The sequence below is a fragment of the Sphingobacterium sp. UBA865 genome, assembly GCF_002295765.1.
Lineage (GTDB): Bacteria > Bacteroidota > Bacteroidia > Sphingobacteriales > Sphingobacteriaceae > Sphingobacterium > Sphingobacterium multivorum.
Genome location: NZ_DBGB01000037.1, coordinates 84,028 through 107,385, shown reverse-complemented (window position 1 = coordinate 107,385; position 23,358 = coordinate 84,028). Strand labels below are relative to the sequence as shown.

Genomic DNA, 23,358 nt, shown 5'->3' with positions numbered 1-23,358 from the left:
ATTTTAAACCCACTGATGTCCCTGCCGCTCTACCAGTGCATCACTGTCATCAGGCCCCCAGTTTCCTGAAGCATAATTTGGGAAAGAGGGGTCTTTGGTTTTTTCCCAGGTTTCCTGAATTGTTTTTATCACATCCCACGCTTCTTCTACCTGATCAGAGCGCATAAACAGTGTAAGGTCTCCGACAAGTGCTTCCAATAATAGAGTTTCATAAGCTTCGGGAGTATCGGTCTGACAGGCAAAATTATCGAAAATCATTTCCACAGGTTTAAGCGCTAAGGACAAGCCTGGTTTTTTAGACATAAACTGCAATCTGATGTCCATTTGTGGCTGGATATTAATAATCAATCGGTTAGCCGACAGAAGCGAGGTGCTTTCTGAAAACATAGAATTGGGAAGTGGCTTAAACTGAATCGTTATATAAGAATGCTTTTCTTTCATCTTCTTCCCGGTACGAACATAAAAAGGAACATCCTCCCATCTTTCATTATCCAGATAAAACTTGATAGCGACAAATGTTTCGGTATTGGAATCAGGAGCAATTCCCTCCTCCTGGCGATAGCCATTTACTTTCAGCCCATTTACTTTGCCTCGTCCGTACTGTCCTCTTACCGCATAATGATCTACTTTTTCAGGAGAAATCCTACGGATGGATTTTAAAACATCAACTTTACGATCCCTGATCTCACCCGATCCAAGTGAAGCCGGAGGTTCCATAGCAACCATACAAAGAATTTGCAAAAGATGGTTCTGAATCATATCGCGCAAAGCTCCTGTCTGCTCATAAAAACTGGCTCTTGTTTCCACTCCGACTTCTTCGGCAACCGTAATCTGCACCGATTCTATATGTCTGTGGTTCCAAAGAGGTTCAAAAATTGAATTTCCGAATCTGAACGCCAAAATATTCTGTACTGTTTCTTTACCTAAATAATGATCGATACGATAAATCTGTTCTTCCTGGAAAGTTTGTGAAAGAAGATTATTTAGCTCAATGGCAGATTCTTTATTGTGACCAAAAGGTTTTTCGATAATAATTCGATCTGTTGCAGGATCAGATGCTATTGATGTATTTTTAAGATGATTTGAAATTACAGATACAAAGTTTGGTGCAATCGACAAATAGAAAAGTCTGTTTCCTCTCATTCCGTACACCTTATCAAAATTCTCCAGTTTCTGATATAAATTCTGATAAGAGCTTTCTTCATCAAGCTGATGCTGAAAATAGCTGATGTGAGCCTGAAAACCAGCCCAATCTTCCTTGGTTACGGTCTTCCTGGAAAAACTCTCCAGATTTTCTTTAATATAAGCGCTGAATTTTTCATCCGTATTTTCGGCTCTTCCTAAAGCTAGAATATTAAAACCTTTGGGCATTCTGCCATCGATGTATAAATTGTAGAAGGCTGGAAAAAGCTTTCTTTTTGCCAAATCCCCTGTTGCACCAAAAATAACGATCGTTGTTGGATGCAGGATTGTATTGTCACTCATTGTTAGGATCTAGTTATTTGGGGTTTGCCATGAAGTATGAAAGACTCCTTCTCTGTCCGTTCTTTGGTAAGTGTGCGCACCAAAATAATCACGCTGAGCCTGAAGCAGGTTTACAGGTAAAGATGCTGTGGTGTATGCTTCGAAATACCCTAGAGCCGACTGAATTCCTAAACTTGGAATTCCGTTTGATACAGCAAAAGCAGCCGTTTTTCTTAATGACGGAATTTTATCTTTTACAATTTCTGAAATTTCCTGATCCAATAAAATATTAGATAAGTTCTCGTACTTTGAATAAGCCAGATAAAATTTCTCCAATAAAACCGAACGGATGATACACCCACCTCTCCAGATTTTAACAACATCTTTTAACGGAATTTCAAACTGATATTCCTCAGAAGCTTTTACCAATAATGCCAAACCTTGAGCATAACTGATTAAAGTAGATAAATACAAAGCATCCCCCACCTCTTTTATAAACAATTCTGTATTTTCTGGAGTTTTCACTTCTTCTTTAGCATATATTTGAGAAGCTTTTGCTCGCTCATCTTTGTAAGCGGATAAAATTCTTGATGTTACGGCAATATCGATGGTTGGAATAGAGACCCCAATTTCCATACCCTCCTGGGAGGTCCATTTTCCGGTTCCTTTTGCTCCTGCTTTATCTAAAATCTTGTCGACAAGAAAACCGTCTGTTACATCATCTTTTTGCTGGAAGATATCTCTTGTTATTTCAATAAGGAAAGAATTCATCTCGCCTTCATTCCATCTTTTAAAAACTTCATACAATTGTTCATTCGTAAGATTAGCTCCTTTTCTCAGTAAATCATATGCTTCACTGATTAATTGCATGATGGCATATTCAATACCGTTGTGAACCATTTTAACATAATTCCCAGCAGCTCCTTTCCCCATATAAGCGGTACAGGGCTCCCCATTTACTTTTGCTGAAATAACTTCCAGCATAGGCTTCACCAAATTGAAAACTTCCAAATCTCCCCCTGGCATAATACTCGGTCCTCTTCTGGCGCCCTGCTCTCCTCCAGAAACTCCCATTCCCATAAAATGAAGGTTTTTAGAAGCTAAATTGGCTATACGTCTCTCGGTATCTTTGAAATAAGAATTTCCCGCATCAACGACAATATCTTTTGGACTCAGCAGCGGGGTTATGCTTTCAAGAACAGCATCAACCGGTTTGCCTGCTGGTACCATCAAAATAACTTTTCGCGGACTTTCTAAACTCAATACAAATTCCTCTAGTGAAACAGTTCCAACAACCTGTGTACCGGAAGCCACTCCTTTACGAAGTTCGATTACCTTTTCTTCATCTAAATCGAATCCTACGACAGAAAAACCATTATCGGCAATGTTGTAAAGCAGATTTCTTCCCATTACACCCAGACCAATGACCCCGTAATTATACTTTTCCATTCTTACTTAAAGTTTATGTTATAAATTCAAAATTACTGAAATGCATGCCAGTAAAAAAATTATCTAAAATTTTCTTTCCATTGTGACACTTTTTATCATCAACTGGAAAATGTCATTAATCAATACGGTGAAAAGGGCATCGTTCAACATATAAACTATCCAGGTCCAAATTCTCTAATTTTAATTTTACTTTTGGCTATATGTAAATACATGCTAATCAGTAAACTCTTTCTTGTTCTTTCGGATGTAGTCAACCAGAATTTTTTGCAAGTTTTTAGCGTCATTAAGTTTGTAGAACTCCTCGTCAAATTTGTTTAGCGGATTGTTTTCATAAGATTTACTAAAACCTTCTACCGTACCATCCTGATCTTCGGTTATTTTCGATTTCTCCTTTTCAAATGTGCTGTTTGCCCGCTCGGTCAGATCAGCAAATTGAGTAGCGCCAACTAATTTCAGCGCTTCTGGCAACGCAGCAGCAAATTGACCGCTTGAATTAAAATAAAACTGGTTATAACCACCATTATTTACTTCTCCTTCTAATTGGCTGATCATATAAATTGCTTGTCTGGATTTGTTCCAGGACAAGACGATTTCATATTCTTTGTCATATGCCGGCGATAACTTACGAAAGAGGTTATCATAAACGACTTCCAATAAGATGTCATCCGAAGTCGTATCAATAATCTGCTCGGTTAATGGATTCTGAATTGATGGCTTATTATTGTTTTGCTTAGTATGTCCAGAACAGCCAAATAAATTTAAAATAATTATTATTATAATTCCAATGGTAATAGTTTGTGTTCGCATTGATTTTATCATCTTTAAATCTTTTTAGTATTCAAATATATACATTGATTTGCAAACAATTTCCTCAGTTGTATAGTTATAAAATGGTTCGACATCATCTGTATGCACTTTTCAAGTTACTGGTTATTATCAGGACCAATTAGAAAAGTTTACGGTTGTAAGCACATCGGTAGGTACGGCTTATCAATTTTGGACGGTTGGAGCATCTAATGGAGCAGACTATTATGACTAGACCAAGGGTATCATTCGTTTCTTATATCATCCTATTAAAGGGATAATTGGCGGCTCGGGGTAACTTTAATTTTGGATTTTCTTTTACAAAGAGTACATTGTAGAAACATTGATGCGACTAAAGAATTATTTTGTAAAGTTGGCTAAGTTAATTCTCTTTAAAACAATTTAATATGAAAAATTATATCATTACCGGAATATTTTTGCTTCTGTTCACAAATTTGGCGTTTCCACAATATTTCACCCTAGCTCCAACAGGTTTCGTTTCTAAAGAGAATCTAGATTATACCGTAGTAGAAGTTCCTGGCGTTAAACAGCAAGAACTTTACGATAATGTATTAAAGTCGATCAATAACTTGTATTCCAATCCCAAAGAAGGCCTGACTTTGGTTCCCGGGCAGGCGATAACTTTAGCAGCTTACCAACAAAGAGGACTTAAAACATCGGGTATTGCTTACTATGATGTCGATTATACCTTGTCTTTTTTGTTTAAAGATGGAAAAATAAGAATCAATAGTCCAACTTTCAGTGCTCAAATTATGAATTACAACGGTACTTGGAATAAAATGAACGTGAAAAAATTTTATTTCAAAGGCAACGGTAGCCCCAAAAATGAGAAAAAACATCAATTCGTAAACGCGTACTTTAATGGGCTGATCAAATCCATTCTTGAAAAATCAACCAATATTGATAATTGGTAATATCGATGTATTTCTTCTCTTCTTGATAATAAACTTGCGAACTTTCATTCCATTTTTCCAGTTTTAATTCTAGAAATAATATTATTCAACGCCTTTAAAAGACATAATAACGCCAGAATATTTATCATGATCTGCACCAATATAAGATAAATCAATACCGGATAAATTTTTATTGTTTACAGCTTCTTTAAATAGCGTATAATTCATTTTTTCGATCCTATTATTCCAGTCTTCATCCGATGTTGGCTTAATTGATTCCAAATCTTTCATTTCAAACATCGCACGATCCGATATTTTTTTAGACCGTTGGACAAAGATTGTATCTCCTTCTATCTTTAGAATCTTAACCCAACCTGCTGGTAAACCTTGGATGTTATTTCCTTCAGCATCGGTAAAGAAACTTGCTCCATATAGTTGTCCTGCCTGTAATTGTTGAGCCGACTTAGCAAGACTTTCTTTTTCATTCCGATATTTCTTGCCATCCATGTTCAGTTTAATACCGTAAATAATAGAGCCGATAATTGCTATCGATGCTATAATCAAATACCCTTTCCAAAGTTTGAAATAGGGAATTTCTAGTGTCTTCTTAAATTTCTTTACCTCTTCTTTTATTTCAGGCGAATAATTTCTTGCGTGGATGACCTGCCCGTACTGATTGACTAAACGAGACATTTTTACCAGACCTCCTCCAACCGGAAACCCTAAAAATTTGGTCGCAGGTGTAATGATACTAAGATTGAAATTCTGCGGTATGGTCTCATTTTTTAATGTTGCAGTGATATTTTTACTTCCTAAAACGTACTCGTAACGTGTATAAATGAACAGCATAAATGGAATGAATTATAAATATTAACGGTTCGAAATTAAGAAAAAATTCCTCCTGTAACAATCCTGTGTCAATTAACTAATTAGTACAGAAACAGATAAATTTATTTGATATCCTACGCGTGCCTTGTTCTAAATACTAAAATGAGGAATTATGCCTTGGTATAATGGAGATTATCCACCATCATATAAAAATCAACCGGTCACCGTCCGGGAGAAAGCAACCGAAATCGCAAATGCTTTGCTTAAAATCCAAAGTATGCATTAGTTTCCATGAAGTTTAAGGATGGTGGAACGCTATCCATTACTGACTTCTCCTTGACATGAAGAATTAAATCTTAACATGATACAGACGCTTACGCATATCAACCAATTGATGCTTCAGCTTATCCTGATCTGGCGCTACCGGAAATAAACTGTGCAAGCAGAGCTCTTCAACTTCCTGAAAGAGCTTTTGCGACCAGACAAAAAGTTCCTCATAGCTATAGGCGCCATTCTTGATGCGCAGGAGCTCTTCCCTATTGGGACGTTGTATCTGTAATTTCTTTTTGGATACAATCTCCTTTGCCTGTTGCAATAAACGTATGGTATGCATCATATTTTTCGCATCATAACCCTGCCCATGATCCATTGTCCCCTCAAAACGTGCCTCATTGCGTGCTGACACCCAGCTGAAATATTCATTATACGCCTTGCAATAAGATGAATAAGATTCGTAATTAACACAGAGGTACGCACAAAGTGTCTGACCCTTTGCGATAGAACTGCACGACACCTCATTGCTATCCAGGTTAGCCACGACGCCTTTATAACCCAAAGTCTGAGTCTGATCATAATATAGGGCATACATTCCCTTTGCATGTTCAATCTTTGCTAAACCACAGTTTTCCTGCTTCCAATGCCGCCTGCTCAGCCACGCGCTTAACGGTAAACTACCATTACCGGCTATGATAAAACAGAACTCCAGCAAATTTTTACGTTCGTGATCCATCGGATTGTTGATTTTCTTATTCAACCCTTTTGCCTTACGCACCTGTACCATAGCATATTGCGCAAAAGTCATAACGGCCTCCCGCGTAATAAATTCCTGCATTTTAAATTGCTCCATTATTGGATCTCGGTATACGATGCAATCGGCAGGACTAGCCAATAGCTCCAATACAGTCGGATTACTCTTTGACAGGAGCTCGACGAAGCGACCTAGCTCATAATACACTTCATCATTGCTCGCATTAGCCACTTGGGCAGTATATTGACCACCCAAGTAATCTTCCAGAGGCAGATAAAATACCCCTTTGATATCCGTATCGGAAGATGCGGTGGCCAAACCATATGCCCGGCTGCCGACAACGGCCTCAAACAGGATCAGCCCGTTCTTTCGAAGTTCGTCTATAGTCATCTTAATATAGTTTTAAAGTAATTCTCTAGTCCTTCCTTATCCAATACGGATACGGGAACCTGTTCTACTTGGCTCTCTAAATGTATTAACTTTGTTTCGATATAACTCCTTATGGTAGCTGAACAGCTGAATACAAAACCTTCATCGACTTGGCTTTTCAACTTCTGTAACTGCATGACTTCGACTTTAACAACATTGGGCAATAATACGGATAGTTCGGCCAATGTCATCGGCGCATAACTGCGATAGGTCATACTCCAGTCTGCCGCTAGTAAAGATCTGAGGATATAAAATAAGCTCTTGAGCTTCATCGTTTCTCGCCGAAGATCTTTCACTTTGCTTCGGACAATCCCAAGATAATGATGGGCGTGCCTACGTGCGTCAAAATAATTTTCGATCATTGTCCTAAAACTTGTTTTGAATCCGTTAAACTCGTGATAGACCACTGGTGACTGAATCCATTCAAATGGGCTCACATTGCTCTTATACATTAAGATGAGTACTTTAAACAGATCCCAGCCTGCGATATCAAGGTCATCGGTTATCGGAAACCGCATTTCGGTAGGAAGCGGAAACAAAAGACTATAGTCCTCTGCTTTTCTTACATAAATAAACCGAACATCGTAATCACTGTCGATTGACGGAAATCCCCAACCTCGACTTCCTGATTCACAGGCGAAAAGTATACGTACTCCTTCGCTCGCTTCTATTTCCATGAGCTTCTTGATGATATGTGCTTTCATTTCTTCATGCTTTTTTAAATTTTCATTAACACAAAGATCGATTGCGCTACTGAAGCCTTTTTGCGCATTTAAAAAAAGAGCATAAAAACAATGGAAGACCTCTTATTATCAGGTAGATAATTTTCTTGAAAAAATTGAAGCTTACACAGAAATATAGAAGTACGCAGATAGAATGCGTATTACAGTGTTAAACGAAACTATTATCCCCCATCTCATGCCACTGATATAAGCTATTCATAAAGAACAGCTCATAATCTTCTTCGTTGACAAAATAAAGGCTTTGCCTCTTCTGCACCCAGTTGTAGCATTACTGAAGTCTGGGATGGCGCAAAAGATGGAAAGCGGCATTAGACCAAAAACTGAAAATGAAGTTTTTTGGCACAGATCTAGTACGGAAATAGGAACAACTAATTGCATATGAATTATCTATATATTATCTTCTTTTTTTTAGTTTTCCAGGGCTGTACAATGCGTAAAAGTACAATGACACCTGTCCAAAATAATAAATCCAAAATATACAATGACAGCTCAGTGCAAAAAGACTATGTTTCCATTTTAGAAACAATTTTGTCTGACGATTCGGCCGGTATCAAACTGCAACGTGAAGGAGAACGAAGGGCGTTCATTCATAATAAGTTTATGAGAGATTCTATCTCATCATTGCATGACAGGAATTATGTTTTTTACAACGTCGATCCACAGAAGCTGATGAAAATACTGGATAACCAGCTCAAAGACTCGCTGGATATGCTTAATCAGATGAACGAAAGGAAGGCAATCATCCCGATTCCAGCCGCTATCAAAGCAGCGTACAATGTCGATGACGCCGATAAATACAGGATGAACCGTAATCAAAGCATTTATTACCTTCATCTTCCCATTATGGGGTATAACCGCAAAAAAGCATACGTGCCGGTTGACTATGTATGCGGTCCTTTATGTGGAAACGGTGATGCATTTCTTCTTGAAAAAGTGAATGGTAAATGGGTAATCGTACAACGATTCTTTAACCTCTGGATCTCTTAAAAAAACGTAGCCACAATAATCTTTAAACAGAAGATATTCACTCCAAATAACGAAGCGGATTTATAGACTAATAGACCTTATCACTTTCTATAAATACACTTCCTGACAAATAGCACTCGGGAACGTTTGCCAGTACATAATCAATGTCAAGAATATTTGGACGAGCCGTACTTCCCTGCCCACAATACAAGTTCCTAATCCAGGTATCGACGTTCTCTACCCACATCGCCTTCCAAGTAATATTTTGTGGATCCTGAACTTCAACAGGTGAAATCAGCACATTATACCCCATCGCTCGCAGCGCGGTTAATACGACTCGATTTACTTTGACAAATTTCATCTTCAAAAGCTATATACGGTTCTCTTTACTTTGGAACAGTAATGCAGCCCATATAGTTCAAAAAGTCGTTAACTTTGTGCTTAGTCAAAGATCCTACAGCTGACCCCGAACCAAACCGATCGCTTGCAATGGATCACCCCAGCATCAAGGGACTCGCGATCTTATTGAAGAAATGTAATATTTATTTCATAAAATTAGCAAGAAAAAATAAATCACGACTTGTAAACGTTATATTACTGTAAAACTTATAAAAGGGTACCAATGCCATAGCGGTTCTCTTTGTAATATAAATTTCTCACCCTTAAAAAGATAACATCATGAACGGAATCATATTTCAAGGAAAAAGTCTCAATATTGGGTGTACAGCAACATTCCTGTTCGAACCCGAAGTAGGTGTAGAAAATATTCCGGCAATAGCAGAACTTAGCACTGGTGAAAAAGCATATGCTGAAATACTTAGAGATAATACAACACTGATAACAGTACGAGTAGGTGAATATTTAAATGAAAAAGGAAAGAGAGCCAATGAAACGGCTTGGATGCTCACCTATAATCATCATTTAAAATCATGGCAGATAACGAAGAACCTTAACACAAAATAGCGTATTTTATTTCTTAGGAATACCAAAGTAACGACATAAAAGTCTTTAGTGCAATGTCTTGAATGGAAGGTCGAGATGCTGAGTCTCGGTCTTTTTTGTATAAAACTAAACTATTCATCCCTGAAAGTAGTTCATTAATAAACCAAAGTATACATATTATGGCACTTACAACAGGAAATGAAGACAAAGTAACAAAAGAAGTAGAACAGCAAACTTCTAAAATTCCCTCAATTTTATTCTTGGCGGCATCACTTGCAGCGATGGGAATTTCAGCAGCATTAAAATGTTGCAAAACAAAAGATGATAATACAGCTTTGTTCGTCGGTCAATGGGCGGCACCGTTTTTATTATTGGGAATTTACAATAAGATCGTTAAGACTGAAGGACACGATTAATAGGTTTTATTTTTTATGGTTGATTTTAAAGGCTGGTCTTAGGATCAGCCTTTTTTATTTTTTTCAAACTAAAAGTAATTCGACATTGTATTATAAGTACTTTTCAAAAATATAGGTTAATAATAATTAGAGCCTTGGGTTCCCCCCTCAAGGCTTTTTCCATTTTTATCAAACCAAGCTGTTAACAGAATTGTCCATTTAGCGTCAATCGTTATGTATCAGTTCAGTTAGATTGATTTAATTGTATGGTCAGGTTTTAGGCCTGGCCATATTAAACGTATTTTCCGGTCCTTTATGGATCTGTCTATAATTTAGTTAGGGGCTAATCGAAAGATTAGTCCTTTTTTTGCTAAAAAATGAACTATTATAAATGAATATCGTTATCTGATAGGTTAAGTTAGTTTGTTTTAGTAGTTATAAAGGTCGGTAATTCATGTCGCCGGCCTTTTTAATAAAGTAGTACTTTCCCCTGATTCAATCGATTCTGTTATTATATCCGCTACATGAAATGTTTCCCCGAAAATTAGTCGTTTCCGGGGGGTAGAATTGTATAGTATAAACTGAATTCGTGACTACCAAGGTTTGATATCTGCATCTTAAATTATACAGATGTTCAACATTGTTAAGGAACATCTGTATAAAATTGAAAAATTGATTAGCGTTTCTTTATTCGCTTCGCCTCCTCCCCGATTTTTGAGAAGGATTTATCTCTTTTGCGCCTGTCGTGTTCAGATACGGAGAAATGCCATGATTCCCTTCTCAATTTTAAGTAGCTTTCGTATACACGAGGTTCTAAAAGACCATTGTCTACCGCATTCTTAACTGCACATCCAGGTTCGGAAAGATGAGCACAATTGTCAAAGCGACAGGAGCCAGCAAATCCAGAGAAATCAAATACGTCTTCCAATGTTTCGGGAGTTTCTAACGCTAAACCGAATTCTCTTACACCGGGCGTGTCAATCAAAACGCCGGAACCATCCATCAAGACCATTTCTCTCCGGGTTGAAGTGTGCCTACCTTTCCCTGTGGCGTTACTTGTTTCGGAGGTGAGCAACACTGTGCGTTCGCATAACGCATTGACTAAAGAACTTTTTCCTACACCAGAGGAGCCTATACATACTATTGTTTCCCCAGGCAGGATAGATTCACGTACAAGAACAATTGACTCTGTGGAATGAATGCTTGTGTAAAATACTTGCACGTTGCTGGTAAGGTGTTTTAACGACTCATCTATATCCTGTCGATTAAAATCCAAATCAGATTTAGTGAGTATGAGCACCGGTTGAATATTTTCTTCCAATACCTGGGCCATAAACCGTTCCGTTCGACGGGGATTAAAATTGGCATCCAAGCTCTGAACAATAAAAGCTTTGTCTATATGAGATGCTATTGCCTGTTTATCCGAAGTGGTACCACTCTTTCTTCTGTACAATGTGTGGGTACGTGATAGGATATCGACAATTATTCCTTTGTTGTCGTCCAAAGGTTGAAAGATAACCCAGTCCCCCGTGCAGGGTAGCTCAAACGCTGACTTTCCAAAGAGCAGATTGCCCGCCAGCTCGCAAAATAGCAAGCCGTTCTCGGACATGATCTCGTAGTTAGTTTTGTTCACAGCCGAAACACGACCATGAAAAAGATTAGAATATGTAGATTCTTGTTTAAGCTGAAATAGGTCACTATTCCAACCAAATAATGCGAGGTTATTCATTTATTATTAATTTAGAATGATGAATTAAATTGCTGATTATTGGTCATCCGAATGACTCACAGGTATACCACTGGTAACATGCTTATTACCAGCGAAACGCAAGAAGCAAGACGCCCGGAATCAGGCAATCATTCCAATCGCTAAACTATAATATGTGAATAGTTGTTTTTGCATGAACTACAAAGATATGAAAAGTTAAATTGAATAGTAAGAGAAAAATGGACAATGTGTATATGGCTCACGTAGCGGGCTGTTTTTACAAAAAAGCAAACGATGACCGCTCCTCCTGTGTTCAATTATAAAAAACAATTATGCCCCTGATTTCCAATAGAAAAAATACAAAGTTAACCGCCCGCAGGGTTTCTGTGCTGTTGCATCTTATGGGCCTGGTCCTCCTCATACTTTTAGGTAGCTGCCATGAGGATGATAGCCCCGCACCCGAGCAGGCGCATTTAAAAGTAACGGTAAAAACTGAAGGTGATCAGTATGATGCAGTCCATCTCGAGATCCAGAAGTTATGGACCCGCACGTCTGCAGGTGGAGGAAAAATCGAGGCAAATAAAAGGGTAAACATCCTCCGAATTCAAAAGGATAGCATCATCGCGGGTGGACATGTGCCCCATGGCAGCCTACAGGAAGTTATGCTAAAAGTTGCCCCTACAGGAAATGAAATAGTCATAGATGACCTTCCCTATGCTTTAGAGATGCCGCAAGGACAAATTATCGCGGTGAATATCGCTGCCGACAATAAGCTTTCTCCGAATGAAAACCATACGCTAATGCTTCATATCAATCTATCAGATTTCATCCAAGAGACTGCAGAAGGTAAATTTGTGATTAATCCCAACCTCACCGCAGTACTGGATTAAAGCGGCAGGTTACTCGCTTCTAGGGTCTGGCTTTAACGGCATTTTAGCACAGCGGATCACCTCAATGGAAGGGCAACCATATTCTACGACAACTTTGCCTTCAACCAAATAGATTCCCGTCCCATGGAGCGGATATTTGACCAGGCTCTGTGGGAAATGGACGGTATCAAAAAAGCGCCCCTCGGCATCGAGGAAAGTACCGAATTTCATCAGGTCGCCACGCTTGGTCTTCACAAATTTCTCACAGACAAAATCCCCTACAACGCGGACTATTTTTCCTTCAAACAAGTGGAGTTCTCTGGCTGGCATATCGCCCCGGTAATTGCTTTTGGTAAGATCAAAAAGCGTCCCTGTGACACAGAAGCCTATCAGCTCCATTTCGTCGTAATAGTCCTGCAAGATATCTTCTTCCAAGGGTGGCAGTATAGGCTTGCGACTCTCAGTCTCAAAGAGCGCCATACCCGTTGCAACAGGCTTATGCTTGCTCATCATCAGATGCGAAGCCCACAGCAATTGCTTTTTTCCCGTCCCCGTAAAGCGCAAGGCTCCAACACGGATCAAGATAACAACCTGCTCAATACCCGTCTGTGTGCGCTTAACAAAATTTTCCAGACTCGTATAGGTGCCATTCGCTTCGCGCTCTTCGATAATGCGATGGGCCAGTTTACCCTCCAAGTTGAGCAGGCAGTCAAAACCCAGATAAATATCCTTACCCTGAATGGAGGTATTAAAAACGGACTGATTGACACAGGGCAGGCAGATATTGCCGCCTGAAATTCGTGCTTCATTGACATAGACTTTACGATTGTAAAACCCACCATAATTGTTGAGTACCGCAACCATAAACTCCAAAGGATAGTAAGTCTTGAGGAAAAGACTCTGATAACTCTCTACAGCAAAGGATGCGGAATGCGCCTTGTTAAATGAATAGCCCGCAAAGCTTTCCATCTGCCGCCAGATCTCGCGGCTCGTCTTTTCGGGGTATCCCTTGGCCTTGAAGTTGGAAAAGAATTTATCCTCGATTTCGATCAGGTGGTCTTTGCTCCGGTATTTGCCCGACATCATGCGCCGCAGCACATCGGCATCGGCCATATCGAGTCCACCGTAGGCATTGGCGATCTTCATCACATCTTCCTGATAGACCATCACGCCATAGGTCTCTTCGAGCTGTTCCTTAAACACGGGGTGCGGATAGATGACCGTCGTGGGGTCGTGATGCCGGCGGATATATTCGCCCATCATACCCGAACTGGCCACACCAGGCCGAATAATGGAGGACGCTGCCACCAACGTCAGGTAATCATCGCAACGCAGTTTGGTGAGCAACTGCCGCATGGCCGGGCTCTCGATATAAAAACAGCCGATGGTATTGGCTGATTTTAATTGCGTCGCAATATGGGCATCCTGAAAAAAACGCTTGGGGTTGTCGGTATCGATCACCACACCCAAGTTTTCCCGCACAATGGTCCGGCAATCTTTGATATGGCCGATACCTCGCTGGGAAAGGATATCGAACTTTTCAAAACCGATATCTTCGGCCACATACATATCAAACTGCATGGTCGGCAATCCCTTGGGCGGATTGTCCATCGCCGAATAACAGGTGAGCGGTTCCTCCGAAATGAGCACGCCGCTGGCATGGATGGTCCGCTGATTGGGAAAATCGGCCATGCGGTTGTAAACGCTCAGAATTGTATTAGTCACCTCATTTTTGTTGAGCATATGATCGGGCTCATGCACCAGGCGGTCGATCTCGGCCTTGGGTAGCCCATATACCTTACCCAGCTCGCGCAGGATGCTGCGGGAGCGAAAGGTGCTCATGGCGCCCATCAGGGCTGTATGTCCTGTCTGATAACGGTTGAAAATATAGTCGTACATCTCGTCGCGTTCATTCCAACTAAAATCTATATCAAAATCAGGCGGACTCTTGCGCTTGGGATTGAGAAAACGCTCAAAGGGAAGCTTAAGTGCAATGGGGTCAACATCGGTGATCCCCAAGCAATAAGCAACAGCAGAATTGGCCCCCGATCCACGGCCTACATAGTGAAAATTGCGCCCACGTGCGTAGCGGCAGATATCGTCGGTAATGAGAAAATAACTGGAGAAACGCAGGTTTTCGATAATCTCGAGCTCGCGCTGGATGCGTTCGGCTGCCACCCGGTCGTTACGACCATAGCGTCTGGAAAAGCCATCCATGCAGTACTTGTACAGGAGCTGCTTATCGTTGTAGCGATTACCGGTAAAGGTTGCTTTATTTTTAACACTGGTGAAATCGAAACTGAAAGAACACTGGCCCAGTATACGGTTGGTGTTGGCCAGCAATTGGGGCAAGTCGGCAAATAAGCGCATAAGCTTGACCCGAGGGATAAATACCTCGTCCTCGGCAGCGATCTGCCCTTTGTTAAGCTGCGAAATTAACAAGTTGTTATCAATCGCCCTTAATTGCCGATGTAAGGTGTAGTCGGTTTTGCGGAAACTGACGGGTGCGATTATCACACAGCGATCAAGTACCTTGCGGTCCATCAGCTGGGCGCGGGTCCGCTCACTGGGTCGAACGCCGATGTATTCGAAGTCCCGCAATGGAAAGGCATTGAGCCTGCTAAAGGGATAGATGACAAAGACCTCCTCAAATTCGGGCGCACGCTCCGGTATAGCGCGGTTTTCCATATTGAGCTTAGTTCGATACTCATTGATCTCACGGAAGCCACACTCATTTTTGGCGATGGCTACAAAACAAAGCTGATCGTCGTTGCGGAACTCCATCCCTGCGAGTAGGTTCAGTCCGGCTGCGCGCCCCAGTTTGATAAAATCCAGTGATCCCGAACTGTTGTTGATATCGGTAAGCACGGCGGTATCATAACCGCCAGCAAGCATGCCCGACACGAGATCCTGCAGGCTGAGGGTACCAAAACGTAGGCTATAATAGCTATGTAGATTTAAGAGCATGCTCCCCTCCTTTCTCCGGCAGCGGCGCACAGATGGCCTTCATCAGAAATTCGGCCCCATAGCGTTTTCGGATCTTGTCCATGGCTTGCATGAGGTTAACCTCCTCGGCGCTATCGTCAAAGAGATCGGTCTGGTAAGAACCGTATATCAGGCCCGAGAACTTGATCCCAATAAGCCGTATCAGCATCCTGCGGCTATAGAGTTTTTTGAATAGCGAAAGCACCACATCGGTAAGCTTTCGATCCGAATTGGTATAGCCAATCTGCAACTGCTGCGTATGGGTATCGAAGTTGCTGTAACGGATCTTGAGAGTGACGCAGCTGGTTAGTTTCTGCTCTTTGCGCAGATCGAAAGCGAGTGTATCGACCATGCTGATCAGCGTGCGACGGAGTACATCCATATCGATAGTATCCTGCTGAAAGGTATTTTCTTTGGACATGGACTTTTGCTCCCGAAAAGGCAACACCAGGGAATCATCAAGCCCATTGGCTTTGCGCCAGATGTTGATCCCATTTTCCCCGAGGACCTTCTGCATGGTGAACACCTCCATTTGCTGTAGGGTTCCGATCTTGGAAATCCCCATATTTCGGAGCAAGGTAAAGGACTTCTCGCCTACCATGGGAATCTTGCGGATGGATAGCGGTGCGAGGAAACCTTTTTCGGTACCATTTTGTACCTGCTTTTCGCCACAGGGTTTGGCCGTACCGGTGGCGATCTTAGAGACGGTTTTGTTGACCGACAGGCCAAAGCTAATGGGTAACCCAGTCTCTCGGATAATACGCTGGCGGAGCTCCTGGGTCCATTTCCAACAACCAAAAAAGCGGTCCATACCGGAGACATCGAGATAATGTTCGTCTATACTGGCTTTTTCGACAATAGGCGTTTCTTCTTCGATAATCTGTGTAACGATACCGGAATAGTGGCTGTATCGATCGTGATCGCCCCGGACTACAACGGCTTCGGGACACATGCGCAGCGCCAGCCGCATGGGCATAGCGGAATGCACGCCAAACTTACGGGCTTCATAGGAACAAGACGCAACTACCCCGCGGTCACTACTTCCTCCTATGAGCACGGGTACTCCGATGAGCTTGCGGTTCTGCAAGCGCTCGACAGATACAAAAAATGTATCGAGATCACAATGTACTATACTCCTCTCCATGTTTTTTCAATTGTATAAAAAAGCCGTCCTTCGGCCTCTCTTAATTTGGTAGTTGCTCAGTTCAAAATTACTAATATTATTAGCAAACAATCAAGAAGGCACAATGGTTTAATTTTTATCACATTCATTGTCAGCGATATAATTTATAGTCGGTCGTTGGCTTAAACAAGATGGCGGCCGTGCTGTTTATTACAAAACGCGACCTATGAACGAAAAGATACTCAGCTATTTAAAGCGTGAAGGATTCATGTACTTATGGCGAAAATTTGGCGAGCACGCCTATAAACCCATGAAAGGAAATCTTGAACAGCTGCTCGCACGAACTTGCCCAACACCACTTTGGGAAGACGATTTATTGTAGATAGACAATGCGCTATTATTGGTCGACACAGAAAGTCTGCAAGATGATTGGAACGCGCTTGTAAAGAAGAAAATGGGAAAATAAAAAGCCTTGATTCCTACATCGGATCCACCCTCGAATCAAGGGACTCGAGGTAGTTATTCCTTTTTATAGCTATTAAAATTGTCCTGTATGAGTTTTGCAACCAATTGCGGATTTTGGTAGTAAATACCATGTGAATATTTCGGGAGCAGGACAAGCATGCTATGGTCATTGTCTTTTAACAATGCTGCATAGTGCTGGATTCGCAATTCATCGTATTCTTTCCACCATGCCTTAAAATTGATACCCAGATTTAGTTTACGGTCCAGCTCTTCATCGGGCAGTTCAATATTTTTGTTGTAGGATATGATCACTGTAGCAGCAATTTCTTTTTTCAATGGCGGCAATTTTCGGTATTCATGAAAGTATCCTTTTGAAATGGACGTTAGCGCTCGAGCAGCATCAATATGTGCTCCCGCACTGGAATTTTTATTTTTGGACATCTGCTCCATAATAATCTTTGTAATCTGCTGATAGCTCGTTTTACTCTGCGAGACCACTTTAGCATGTTCATCCTCTTGCTCGGTTAACATAAAATCCGTCGGGTCCGAAAATACCAGTCCGCATACTTCATCGGGATACTGGGCTGCAAACAGACGGATGTAAGGGCCTCCCATGGAATGCCCCACTAACAAGTAAGGGGGCTGAATGGCCAAGGTTTGCAAAAGGCCATGTAAGCGCGCCACCACCTGGCTATCTGTCACAATACGGGAGTCGGGTTCGGAACTACCAATACCACTTCTTTCGTACTGAATACTCGCGATATGGTTGGGCAAAAGGGGTAAAATCGGATCAAATGTACCGCCGCCCAATCCGGCTTCGAACACCAAAATAGGTTCCCCCGCTTTGCGGTTGGCAAGATTGCTGGTTTTATAGGCCATTTTTTTTTCCCTCAACCATAACCGATTGACTCGTATTAGAACGCGCCGATACAGCTTTCGTAAAAGCTGTGCCTAAAAACAGCAACAGCATTGCTTTGAATAGTTCTTTCATATACAATAAGTATATGGAGGTAAACATCTGTTACACTGGAGCTAATATTTTTTTTACTCCTGCCAAATGAAACGTATACCTTGATGCCGGATATCGATCTGTTGGATTGTATTGAAGAGACGGCAAATTGGAAAATATGTTCCCTCATGTACAAAAAGAAAAAGCCCGCTTGAACAGCGTCCAAGCTACCTTAAAACCTGATATGGTTAGTTACTTTAGCGATGAAATATTTTTGAGTACATAAAGCCAAGTTCCTCGTAAAATATTTTGCCCTGATTACAAATATTTTTTAGGCGAAACAGCATGGGTTTTGATATTGTTATCTCTTAAAGATTAATAAATGTGGAAAGTTTGACCTTCGAAGCTTATCAATAGCACGAATGTCGAACCAAAAAAAATATTACTATGTCATTATTTTCAAACGATTTGAGCAAAGAACCCGTATTTGACGGGATTGGTTACGAACCTTCTTTTTTTTCAAGAAAGACAATGGTTACGACCAAGACAAATTACAGCAAAAAAAAGTACAGCGATGTCAACAAGGACACCCGAAAAAAGATTCTTGTGCTTTGCACAGAAGAACGGTATATGACCATGAAAAATGGAAAGAAATTTTCAACAGGCAATCATCCGGTCGAAACACTCGTTCCCATTCTTCATTTCGAACAGGCTGGATTTGAGGTTGACTTCTACACACCAACCGGTGCTCCTGTAAAATTCGAAATGTGGGCTATGCCGTACGAAGATGAAAACATCGGTAACATCCTCGACAAGTATAATACACAATTTTCAAACCCGCACAACCTACGGGATTTTATAGCTGATACGAACAAAGGATATGTTGACTACGTGGCCGTTTTTATTCCAGGTGGACATGGCGCAATGCTCGGGCTACCTGAAAATAATGATGTAAAAGAACTTATCAAATGGGCAGTAACTGAAGATAAATATCTCTTGGCAATCTGCCATGGCCCGGCAGCGCTCTTAAGCGCTGCAGATTGCGGAGACGCTGAATTTCCCTTTAAGGGGTATAAGATCAATTCGTTTCCCGATGAAATGGATAAGACTTTGCCAGAAAGTGGTTACCAGCCGGGCGAGATGCCCTGGTTTTATGGCGAAAAACTCAAACAACTTGGGGTAGAAATTTTGAATAAAAAAATTGCCGGGGATTGTCACGTTGACAGAAAATTGATTACTGGGGATAGCCCATTGGCGGCCGATAAATTCGGAAAACTCTGCGCAGATGAACTTCTCGCCCATGAAAAATCAAAAGTGGAAAATGGATAGGCGATTTTTTTCAAATAAAAGGCTCCCTTATTAACCGATAAGGGAGCCTTTTTTTGGCTAGATCTCCGCTTGAGCCAATGTTAAACCGGCTTTGGGCTTTGCTCTAATTTAAAGTTAGGTATATTTCTGAATTTCTGCCTATTCTTTCGTTAATAAAAGGGCTATATCCTGTTTTGCAAGCACATGGCCTTTATCGACAATATTGCTCTTGACATATAGAAAACACTGATTATTATGATCGAGTTTGCCAACTATCACCTCAATAGATTTTATATTCAGTTCTCCCATCTCTGCAGGATCCACTTTATTCGGATCTAAAATTAATTGTCCGTCTTTCTTAAATTCTTCGAGTTGCCATGAGTAACCTGCCCAAGGTCCAGCAACCAGTGTTGTCCGTTTAGCATCCATAATGATCTGCCCTTTGTATTCCAAGCCCAGGCTATCAACCCTGACCCGCTGGTCTTTTAAATTGATGACCACATATTTTAAGTAATCGCCGAAGTCTTTAGGTTCGAAATGGATGCTATTGTCCTTTCGAACGATCTTGAGCTCCATAGCCCCTATTTTATCTATTTTGATAGCCTGGGAGAACTCCATAAAAGTAGCATACTCCGCTTCGCTAATCCCTAGATTTTTGTGATATGGTATAGGCTCTCCGGGTTTTAATTCCTTCATTGTTTTGAAAAACCAATCTTCATTGGCTTTCAAGGCTTGTTTCATTTTCTCAACAATTGCAAGCTGCGATGCATTAGGTCGAGGAATTCCCAACACCGCTGCGGTATAGTTACCTTCAGGAAGTTGTCCGTCAACAAAGTGAATAGCCAACGCATTGCTGTCCACTCCTGATTGCTTTTGTGCAGAAACATGGAAGGAAAATAGGAATGCCGCTAGCACCCAATACAAGCGAAAATACTGGTATAGAAATGTCATGTTCAACGTGTTTGAACGATAAAATTACGGTTTAATGCTGACAATCCTTCATCTTCATCGCCCACGGTTCACCTTTAGTTACCAAGCTGGACCAGCCCAGGCGGCTAATGAATAGATGTGTATGATAATTCAAAGCTAATTATAATCCCTTTTTACCGGCTAACCAGTAGCCGTGTAAATAAACGGTACCATTGGTGTTTTCTCTAATGATTTTTCTGAAGAGTTGAACCGATTTTGCATTACCTGTCAACACGAACTTAGCTTCTTGCCAATCTGGAGTATCGATCACCGACAGTTTGCCTACCCACTCCTGCTTGTTGGACAAAAAGTTTTTGGAAAATATCAGGCAGTTTTCCAAACCCAATAATTTTGGAACATCTTTGTTCTCTTCCTCTAATTCAAAAATAAACATAAACTGATGCTTGTTCTTCTTTAACACTGGAAGAAAAGAACAAGCAAGTGCTAACGAAGTTTCATCGCCAAAAATGACAAATCTTTGCGTTGTTTTATCATAGTACCTACTTAACGCTCTTGGCTTATACATCACAATTTGATCGCCCACTTTCAAATCCGCCATAAGACGACTTCCACAACCTTTACCATTCAAATAGACGACGAATTCAAACAAGCCCTTTTCAGTATCTGCATGGGAAACGGTATATCTTCGAGCCTCTGTATCATTAATTCTGAAGTCTATGAACGAACCGACCGTAAATTGTACATTTTTTAAATCCCCTTTAAAACACATCTTCTTCACAGATTTTGATAAAGAGACTGTTTCGACAACTTCGGTCAAAGGCAGCTTGGGCGTTAAGAATTCTAAGGTATCAAATAACCACTTTGGTGCACTTGGCATAGTATTTATATTTTGTTCAAAGCAAAGTACAGCAGAACCGATCGTATAAAATAGAACGGAAAAGAGTAGGTATTGGATTAATCGTGGTTTTTGCCCACGAAATGGCCGAGCGTGGTTTACCTCCGCTCGTTAAACATCGCCAGCAAATTGTCAAGGCCACCTTCCGCGTGTAATATTTCGGTGTTTTCCAACGTATCTTTGGTAACTTCGGCCGCCCTTGCCTGCATTTGTTTTTCATACTGTGAAATTGCCGTCTGAATATCCGGAAAATGATCGCTGGTCAAATTTTCGGCCAGCTCAAAAGCGTCCTGCATTGCCTGGTTTACACCCTCACCGGCATAGGGCGGTATACGATGTGCCGCATCGCCAAGCATGGTCAAGTTGGGTAATGTGGGCCAAGTCTGGTCCAATGGAAAATAATATTGCGGGCGTGGCATAAACCAAATTTTATTACTTGCAAAAAGTTCATGCCATTGTTCGCTCCAGGAGGAGAACGCGACTTTAAACCAATCAAATACCTGTTGCTTGTTATTAAAGTCAATGCCGCTTTCCTGCACCCAATTTTCAGGGACTTTACAACCGGTATAAAACAATAAACTGCCCTCTCCTTTTGCACTTAAGATAATGGATTGTCCGTTTCCAAGCGCAAAGACTTTTCCGCCTTTTGTGATTTCCCAAAGTTTCGGTGCGTTTCTTTCAGCCTCGTAGACATTTCCCTCAACAATCGTCACGCCAGAATAAGTCGGCTTAATATCGGTGAGATAAGGGCGAATTTTTGAGTTTGCACCATCCGCTGCGACGACAAGGTCAGCGTAAAAAGATTTTCCGTTTTTGAAATGCAGAAGCCAGCCATGATCCTGTTCTTCCATTGAAACAAACTGACTGTCCCAGACAATGGTACCCTCATGCAATGCGTTTATTAAAATATCACGCAAAGGGGCACGATCAATTTCAGGACGATCTTCCTGATCCTTATGTGGAAGCTCGTGCTCATCCATTTTGATGATGGCCTGGCCGTCCAACACCCTTAAACGTCCCGCCTCGGATCGAAAGCTAGCTTTAAATTCATTCATCAAATTTGCCCTGCGAAGAGCTTCCAATCCACTTTCTTCGTGCAGGTCCAGTGTGGCTCCCTGCTGGCGAACTTCTTTATTACTATCACGCTCATATACAGTTACATTTACTCCTTTTAATTGTAAGAGTCTGGCTAGTGTGAGTCCGCCAGGACCACCGCCAACGACTGCCACTTTTTTGTCTTGTAATTTCATATCCAGTACAATTTAATTTTTTTGACTGAACAAAATTAGGTGGATCTGAGCGTTGAAAATTGTATAAAATGCTCATTTTGGTTCTTCAACAGTTCTTTTGGTGAAACACCTGCAAGTTTCTTGACTTCTTTAATAAAATGGGATTGATCGGCAAAGTTTTGTTGTGGAAACAATTTGCCTTCTTTGATGTGCTGAAAGGAAGCACGGAAGCGGATAATATTGCAATATGCTTTTGCCGTAAGTCCGAACTGCTGATCGAAATAACGGTTGATCTGCTGCCGACTCCAAAACGATTGTGCTGCAAGTTCTTTAATTGTAATCGCCCCGTTTGATGTATAAATAAGGTCGAACAGTGTTCGTTTCCTGTTGTCAACTTCACGTGGCAAAAGTGACTGTATTTTTTTTGTCGCTTTCGCACAGAATAAATCAAAGTCATTCAGGTCGTCGGCACTAAAGTTCCAAAAATTAGGAGGCGAGAGGCTTGCCCTGTCCACCAAGTTAGCGATGCTGGTCTGAAAAACAGATTGGATTGCAAGCGGGTTAAAACTGATGGCGTAAGTCTGTCGCAAAGGCGCAATGGTCGCCCGCCCCGGCTTAGTTTGGATGCCCAAAAGCGTCATGTGGAAAGGCTCTGTTGCAGATTGCGTAAAAAATAGATCAACTCTTCCGTCAGGCAGTACCACAACTTCTTTATCACAATCCGATTGATTTTGTAAAAGCCAAAAGCTGTCAACAAAATCCGCTAACGGCCTGTCAGGTTTTACTGCCTGATATTTTAATTCATTTTCCATTGCTTTAGTGAGTTTGTGCGCAATAGCCTTCCCCGCTAAATTCACTACGGCACATCCGGTGAAAAGCCCCACACGTTCAATCAAAATTACGGATTATTGTATAACCACACACGAAATAGATCAA

Annotated in this window: 23 protein-coding genes; 7 read left to right on the top strand and 16 right to left on the bottom strand. The window is 41.1% G+C overall.

Going from position 1 to position 23,358, the window contains the following annotated elements:
* Positions 1 to 3 precede the first annotated feature (3 nt).
* The 3 genes from zwf to B2O97_RS20525 form a co-directional block, all read right to left on the bottom strand.
* The gene (gene zwf / locus B2O97_RS20535; protein WP_070566428.1) at positions 4 to 1,485 is read right to left on the bottom strand and encodes a glucose-6-phosphate dehydrogenase; all 1,482 of its coding nucleotides are present in this window, start codon (positions 1,483 to 1,485) and stop codon (positions 4 to 6) included.
* A 9-nt stretch (positions 1,486 to 1,494) separates the two neighbouring features.
* On the bottom strand, positions 1,495 to 2,913 hold the full coding sequence (gene gndA, locus B2O97_RS20530) for an NADP-dependent phosphogluconate dehydrogenase (protein ID WP_204991200.1): 1,419 nt from the start codon (positions 2,911 to 2,913) through the stop codon (positions 1,495 to 1,497).
* 213 nt (positions 2,914 to 3,126) lie between these two features.
* The gene (locus B2O97_RS20525) at positions 3,127 to 3,720 is read right to left on the bottom strand and encodes a DMP19 family protein (protein WP_286768049.1); all 594 of its coding nucleotides are present in this window, start codon (positions 3,718 to 3,720) and stop codon (positions 3,127 to 3,129) included.
* A gap of 404 nt (positions 3,721 to 4,124) precedes the next feature.
* Between B2O97_RS20525 and B2O97_RS20520 the strand changes: the two genes are divergently transcribed.
* Positions 4,125 to 4,652, top strand: coding sequence for a DUF4468 domain-containing protein (locus tag B2O97_RS20520; RefSeq protein ID WP_201639356.1), 528 nt, complete (start codon positions 4,125 to 4,127; stop codon positions 4,650 to 4,652).
* Positions 4,653 to 4,733: 81 nt separating this feature from the next.
* Here the strand turns inward: B2O97_RS20520 and B2O97_RS20515 are convergent, their stop codons facing one another.
* From B2O97_RS20515 to B2O97_RS20505, 3 genes are all read right to left on the bottom strand, one after another.
* Entirely contained in the window at positions 4,734 to 5,480 is a 747-nt protein-coding gene (locus B2O97_RS20515) for a hypothetical protein (protein ID WP_112374589.1), read from the bottom strand.
* A gap of 328 nt (positions 5,481 to 5,808) precedes the next feature.
* Positions 5,809 to 6,876, bottom strand: coding sequence for a DNA polymerase beta superfamily protein (locus B2O97_RS20510; protein ID WP_286768048.1), 1,068 nt, complete (start codon positions 6,874 to 6,876; stop codon positions 5,809 to 5,811).
* On the bottom strand, positions 6,873 to 7,619 hold the full coding sequence (locus tag B2O97_RS20505; protein WP_070566414.1) for a nucleotidyltransferase domain-containing protein: 747 nt from the start codon (positions 7,617 to 7,619) through the stop codon (positions 6,873 to 6,875). The genes B2O97_RS20510 and B2O97_RS20505 overlap by 4 nt, the downstream gene beginning before the upstream one ends.
* A gap of 417 nt (positions 7,620 to 8,036) precedes the next feature.
* On the opposite strand from B2O97_RS20505, the gene B2O97_RS20500 reads away from it, so the two are divergent.
* Positions 8,037 to 8,645 carry a hypothetical protein gene (locus B2O97_RS20500; RefSeq protein ID WP_286768047.1) on the top strand — a complete coding sequence of 203 codons (609 nt, stop codon included), beginning with the start codon at positions 8,037 to 8,039 and terminating at the stop codon, positions 8,643 to 8,645.
* A gap of 67 nt (positions 8,646 to 8,712) precedes the next feature.
* Here the strand turns inward: B2O97_RS20500 and B2O97_RS20495 are convergent, their stop codons facing one another.
* Positions 8,713 to 8,985 (bottom strand): hypothetical protein, encoded by a 273-nt coding sequence (locus B2O97_RS20495; RefSeq protein ID WP_070568767.1) that lies wholly within the window; start codon positions 8,983 to 8,985, stop codon positions 8,713 to 8,715.
* 317 nt (positions 8,986 to 9,302) lie between these two features.
* Between B2O97_RS20495 and B2O97_RS20490 the strand changes: the two genes are divergently transcribed.
* Positions 9,303 to 9,587 carry a hypothetical protein gene (locus B2O97_RS20490; protein WP_070568770.1) on the top strand — a complete coding sequence of 95 codons (285 nt, stop codon included), beginning with the start codon at positions 9,303 to 9,305 and terminating at the stop codon, positions 9,585 to 9,587.
* A gap of 158 nt (positions 9,588 to 9,745) precedes the next feature.
* Positions 9,746 to 9,982, top strand: coding sequence for a hypothetical protein (locus B2O97_RS20485; RefSeq protein ID WP_112374587.1), 237 nt, complete (start codon positions 9,746 to 9,748; stop codon positions 9,980 to 9,982).
* A 655-nt stretch (positions 9,983 to 10,637) separates the two neighbouring features.
* Here the strand turns inward: B2O97_RS20485 and rsgA are convergent.
* Positions 10,638 to 11,690: a ribosome small subunit-dependent GTPase A gene (gene rsgA, locus B2O97_RS20480; protein WP_286768046.1), complete on the bottom strand. Its 1,053-nt coding sequence runs from the start codon at positions 11,688 to 11,690 to the stop codon at positions 10,638 to 10,640.
* Between the two features lie 311 nt (positions 11,691 to 12,001).
* Between rsgA and B2O97_RS20475 the strand changes: the two genes are divergently transcribed.
* Positions 12,002 to 12,559: a DUF4382 domain-containing protein gene (locus tag B2O97_RS20475; protein WP_115048231.1), complete on the top strand. Its 558-nt coding sequence runs from the start codon at positions 12,002 to 12,004 to the stop codon at positions 12,557 to 12,559.
* A 9-nt stretch (positions 12,560 to 12,568) separates the two neighbouring features.
* On the opposite strand, the gene B2O97_RS20470 is transcribed toward B2O97_RS20475, so the two are convergent.
* Entirely contained in the window at positions 12,569 to 15,505 is a 2,937-nt protein-coding gene (locus tag B2O97_RS20470; RefSeq protein ID WP_286768045.1) for a DNA polymerase III subunit alpha, read from the bottom strand.
* Positions 15,486 to 16,667, bottom strand: coding sequence for a DNA polymerase IV (dinB, locus tag B2O97_RS20465; RefSeq protein ID WP_070568437.1), 1,182 nt, complete (start codon positions 16,665 to 16,667; stop codon positions 15,486 to 15,488). Before dinB ends, B2O97_RS20470 begins: the two co-directional genes overlap by 20 nt.
* Positions 16,668 to 16,872: 205 nt before the next feature.
* Between dinB and B2O97_RS20460 the strand changes: the two genes are divergently transcribed.
* A complete protein-coding gene (locus B2O97_RS20460) occupies positions 16,873 to 17,028 on the top strand; it encodes a hypothetical protein (protein ID WP_159332901.1) in 156 nt (51 codons plus the stop codon).
* Between the two features lie 137 nt (positions 17,029 to 17,165).
* On the opposite strand, the gene B2O97_RS20455 is transcribed toward B2O97_RS20460, so the two are convergent.
* Both B2O97_RS20455 and B2O97_RS20450 read right to left on the bottom strand, forming a co-directional pair.
* The gene (locus B2O97_RS20455; protein WP_070568440.1) at positions 17,166 to 17,990 is read right to left on the bottom strand and encodes an alpha/beta fold hydrolase; all 825 of its coding nucleotides are present in this window, start codon (positions 17,988 to 17,990) and stop codon (positions 17,166 to 17,168) included.
* Positions 17,980 to 18,102 carry a hypothetical protein gene (locus tag B2O97_RS20450; protein ID WP_286768044.1) on the bottom strand — a complete coding sequence of 41 codons (123 nt, stop codon included), beginning with the start codon at positions 18,100 to 18,102 and terminating at the stop codon, positions 17,980 to 17,982. The genes B2O97_RS20455 and B2O97_RS20450 overlap by 11 nt, the downstream gene beginning before the upstream one ends.
* Positions 18,103 to 18,507: 405 nt before the next feature.
* On the opposite strand from B2O97_RS20450, the gene B2O97_RS20445 reads away from it, so the two are divergent.
* A complete protein-coding gene (locus tag B2O97_RS20445) occupies positions 18,508 to 19,389 on the top strand; it encodes a DJ-1/PfpI family protein (protein ID WP_070568443.1) in 882 nt (293 codons plus the stop codon).
* A 138-nt stretch (positions 19,390 to 19,527) separates the two neighbouring features.
* Here the strand turns inward: B2O97_RS20445 and B2O97_RS20440 are convergent, their stop codons facing one another.
* The 4 genes from B2O97_RS20440 to B2O97_RS20425 all read right to left on the bottom strand — a co-directional run bounded on the left by B2O97_RS20440 (position 19,528) and on the right by B2O97_RS20425 (position 23,318).
* Positions 19,528 to 20,319, bottom strand: a complete 792-nt coding sequence (locus B2O97_RS20440; protein ID WP_070568446.1) for a hypothetical protein — start codon at positions 20,317 to 20,319, stop codon at positions 19,528 to 19,530.
* A gap of 139 nt (positions 20,320 to 20,458) precedes the next feature.
* A complete protein-coding gene (locus B2O97_RS20435; protein ID WP_070568448.1) occupies positions 20,459 to 21,175 on the bottom strand; it encodes an FAD-binding oxidoreductase in 717 nt (238 codons plus the stop codon).
* 116 nt (positions 21,176 to 21,291) lie between these two features.
* Complete coding sequence (locus tag B2O97_RS20430) at positions 21,292 to 22,443, bottom strand: FAD-dependent oxidoreductase (protein ID WP_286768043.1); 1,152 nt, start codon at positions 22,441 to 22,443, stop codon at positions 21,292 to 21,294.
* A 35-nt stretch (positions 22,444 to 22,478) separates the two neighbouring features.
* Positions 22,479 to 23,318 (bottom strand): helix-turn-helix domain-containing protein, encoded by an 840-nt coding sequence (locus B2O97_RS20425; RefSeq protein ID WP_236586082.1) that lies wholly within the window; start codon positions 23,316 to 23,318, stop codon positions 22,479 to 22,481.
* Positions 23,319 to 23,358: the final 40 nt, after the last annotated feature.

What these genes read in the sequence shown, in the direction of transcription:
- B2O97_RS20445 (WP_070568443.1), top strand. Translation starts at nt 18,508, where the DNA reads ATGTCATTATTTTCAAACGATTTGAGCAAAGAACCCGTATTTGACGGG.
- B2O97_RS20525 (WP_286768049.1), bottom strand. Translation starts at nt 3,720, where the DNA reads ATGCGAACACAAACTATTACCATTGGAATTATAATAATAATTATTTTA.
- B2O97_RS20495 (WP_070568767.1), bottom strand. Translation starts at nt 8,985, where the DNA reads ATGAAATTTGTCAAAGTAAATCGAGTCGTATTAACCGCGCTGCGAGCG.
- B2O97_RS20520 (WP_201639356.1), top strand. Translation starts at nt 4,125, where the DNA reads ATGAAAAATTATATCATTACCGGAATATTTTTGCTTCTGTTCACAAAT.
- B2O97_RS20460 (WP_159332901.1), top strand. Translation starts at nt 16,873, where the DNA reads ATGAACGAAAAGATACTCAGCTATTTAAAGCGTGAAGGATTCATGTAC.
- B2O97_RS20430 (WP_286768043.1), bottom strand. Translation starts at nt 22,443, where the DNA reads ATGAAATTACAAGACAAAAAAGTGGCAGTCGTTGGCGGTGGTCCTGGC.
- B2O97_RS20500 (WP_286768047.1), top strand. Translation starts at nt 8,037, where the DNA reads ATGAATTATCTATATATTATCTTCTTTTTTTTAGTTTTCCAGGGCTGT.
- B2O97_RS20505 (WP_070566414.1), bottom strand. Translation starts at nt 7,619, where the DNA reads ATGAAAGCACATATCATCAAGAAGCTCATGGAAATAGAAGCGAGCGAA.
- dinB (WP_070568437.1), bottom strand. Translation starts at nt 16,667, where the DNA reads ATGGAGAGGAGTATAGTACATTGTGATCTCGATACATTTTTTGTATCT.
- B2O97_RS20435 (WP_070568448.1), bottom strand. Translation starts at nt 21,175, where the DNA reads ATGCCAAGTGCACCAAAGTGGTTATTTGATACCTTAGAATTCTTAACG.
- B2O97_RS20440 (WP_070568446.1), bottom strand. Translation starts at nt 20,319, where the DNA reads ATGACATTTCTATACCAGTATTTTCGCTTGTATTGGGTGCTAGCGGCA.
- B2O97_RS20515 (WP_112374589.1), bottom strand. Translation starts at nt 5,480, where the DNA reads ATGCTGTTCATTTATACACGTTACGAGTACGTTTTAGGAAGTAAAAAT.
- gndA (WP_204991200.1), bottom strand. Translation starts at nt 2,913, where the DNA reads ATGGAAAAGTATAATTACGGGGTCATTGGTCTGGGTGTAATGGGAAGA.
- zwf (WP_070566428.1), bottom strand. Translation starts at nt 1,485, where the DNA reads ATGAGTGACAATACAATCCTGCATCCAACAACGATCGTTATTTTTGGT.
- B2O97_RS20485 (WP_112374587.1), top strand. Translation starts at nt 9,746, where the DNA reads ATGGCACTTACAACAGGAAATGAAGACAAAGTAACAAAAGAAGTAGAA.
- B2O97_RS20470 (WP_286768045.1), bottom strand. Translation starts at nt 15,505, where the DNA reads ATGCTCTTAAATCTACATAGCTATTATAGCCTACGTTTTGGTACCCTC.
- B2O97_RS20450 (WP_286768044.1), bottom strand. Translation starts at nt 18,102, where the DNA reads ATGAAAGAACTATTCAAAGCAATGCTGTTGCTGTTTTTAGGCACAGCT.
- rsgA (WP_286768046.1), bottom strand. Translation starts at nt 11,690, where the DNA reads ATGAATAACCTCGCATTATTTGGTTGGAATAGTGACCTATTTCAGCTT.
- B2O97_RS20475 (WP_115048231.1), top strand. Translation starts at nt 12,002, where the DNA reads ATGCCCCTGATTTCCAATAGAAAAAATACAAAGTTAACCGCCCGCAGG.
- B2O97_RS20510 (WP_286768048.1), bottom strand. Translation starts at nt 6,876, where the DNA reads ATGACTATAGACGAACTTCGAAAGAACGGGCTGATCCTGTTTGAGGCC.
- B2O97_RS20455 (WP_070568440.1), bottom strand. Translation starts at nt 17,990, where the DNA reads ATGGCCTATAAAACCAGCAATCTTGCCAACCGCAAAGCGGGGGAACCT.
- B2O97_RS20490 (WP_070568770.1), top strand. Translation starts at nt 9,303, where the DNA reads ATGAACGGAATCATATTTCAAGGAAAAAGTCTCAATATTGGGTGTACA.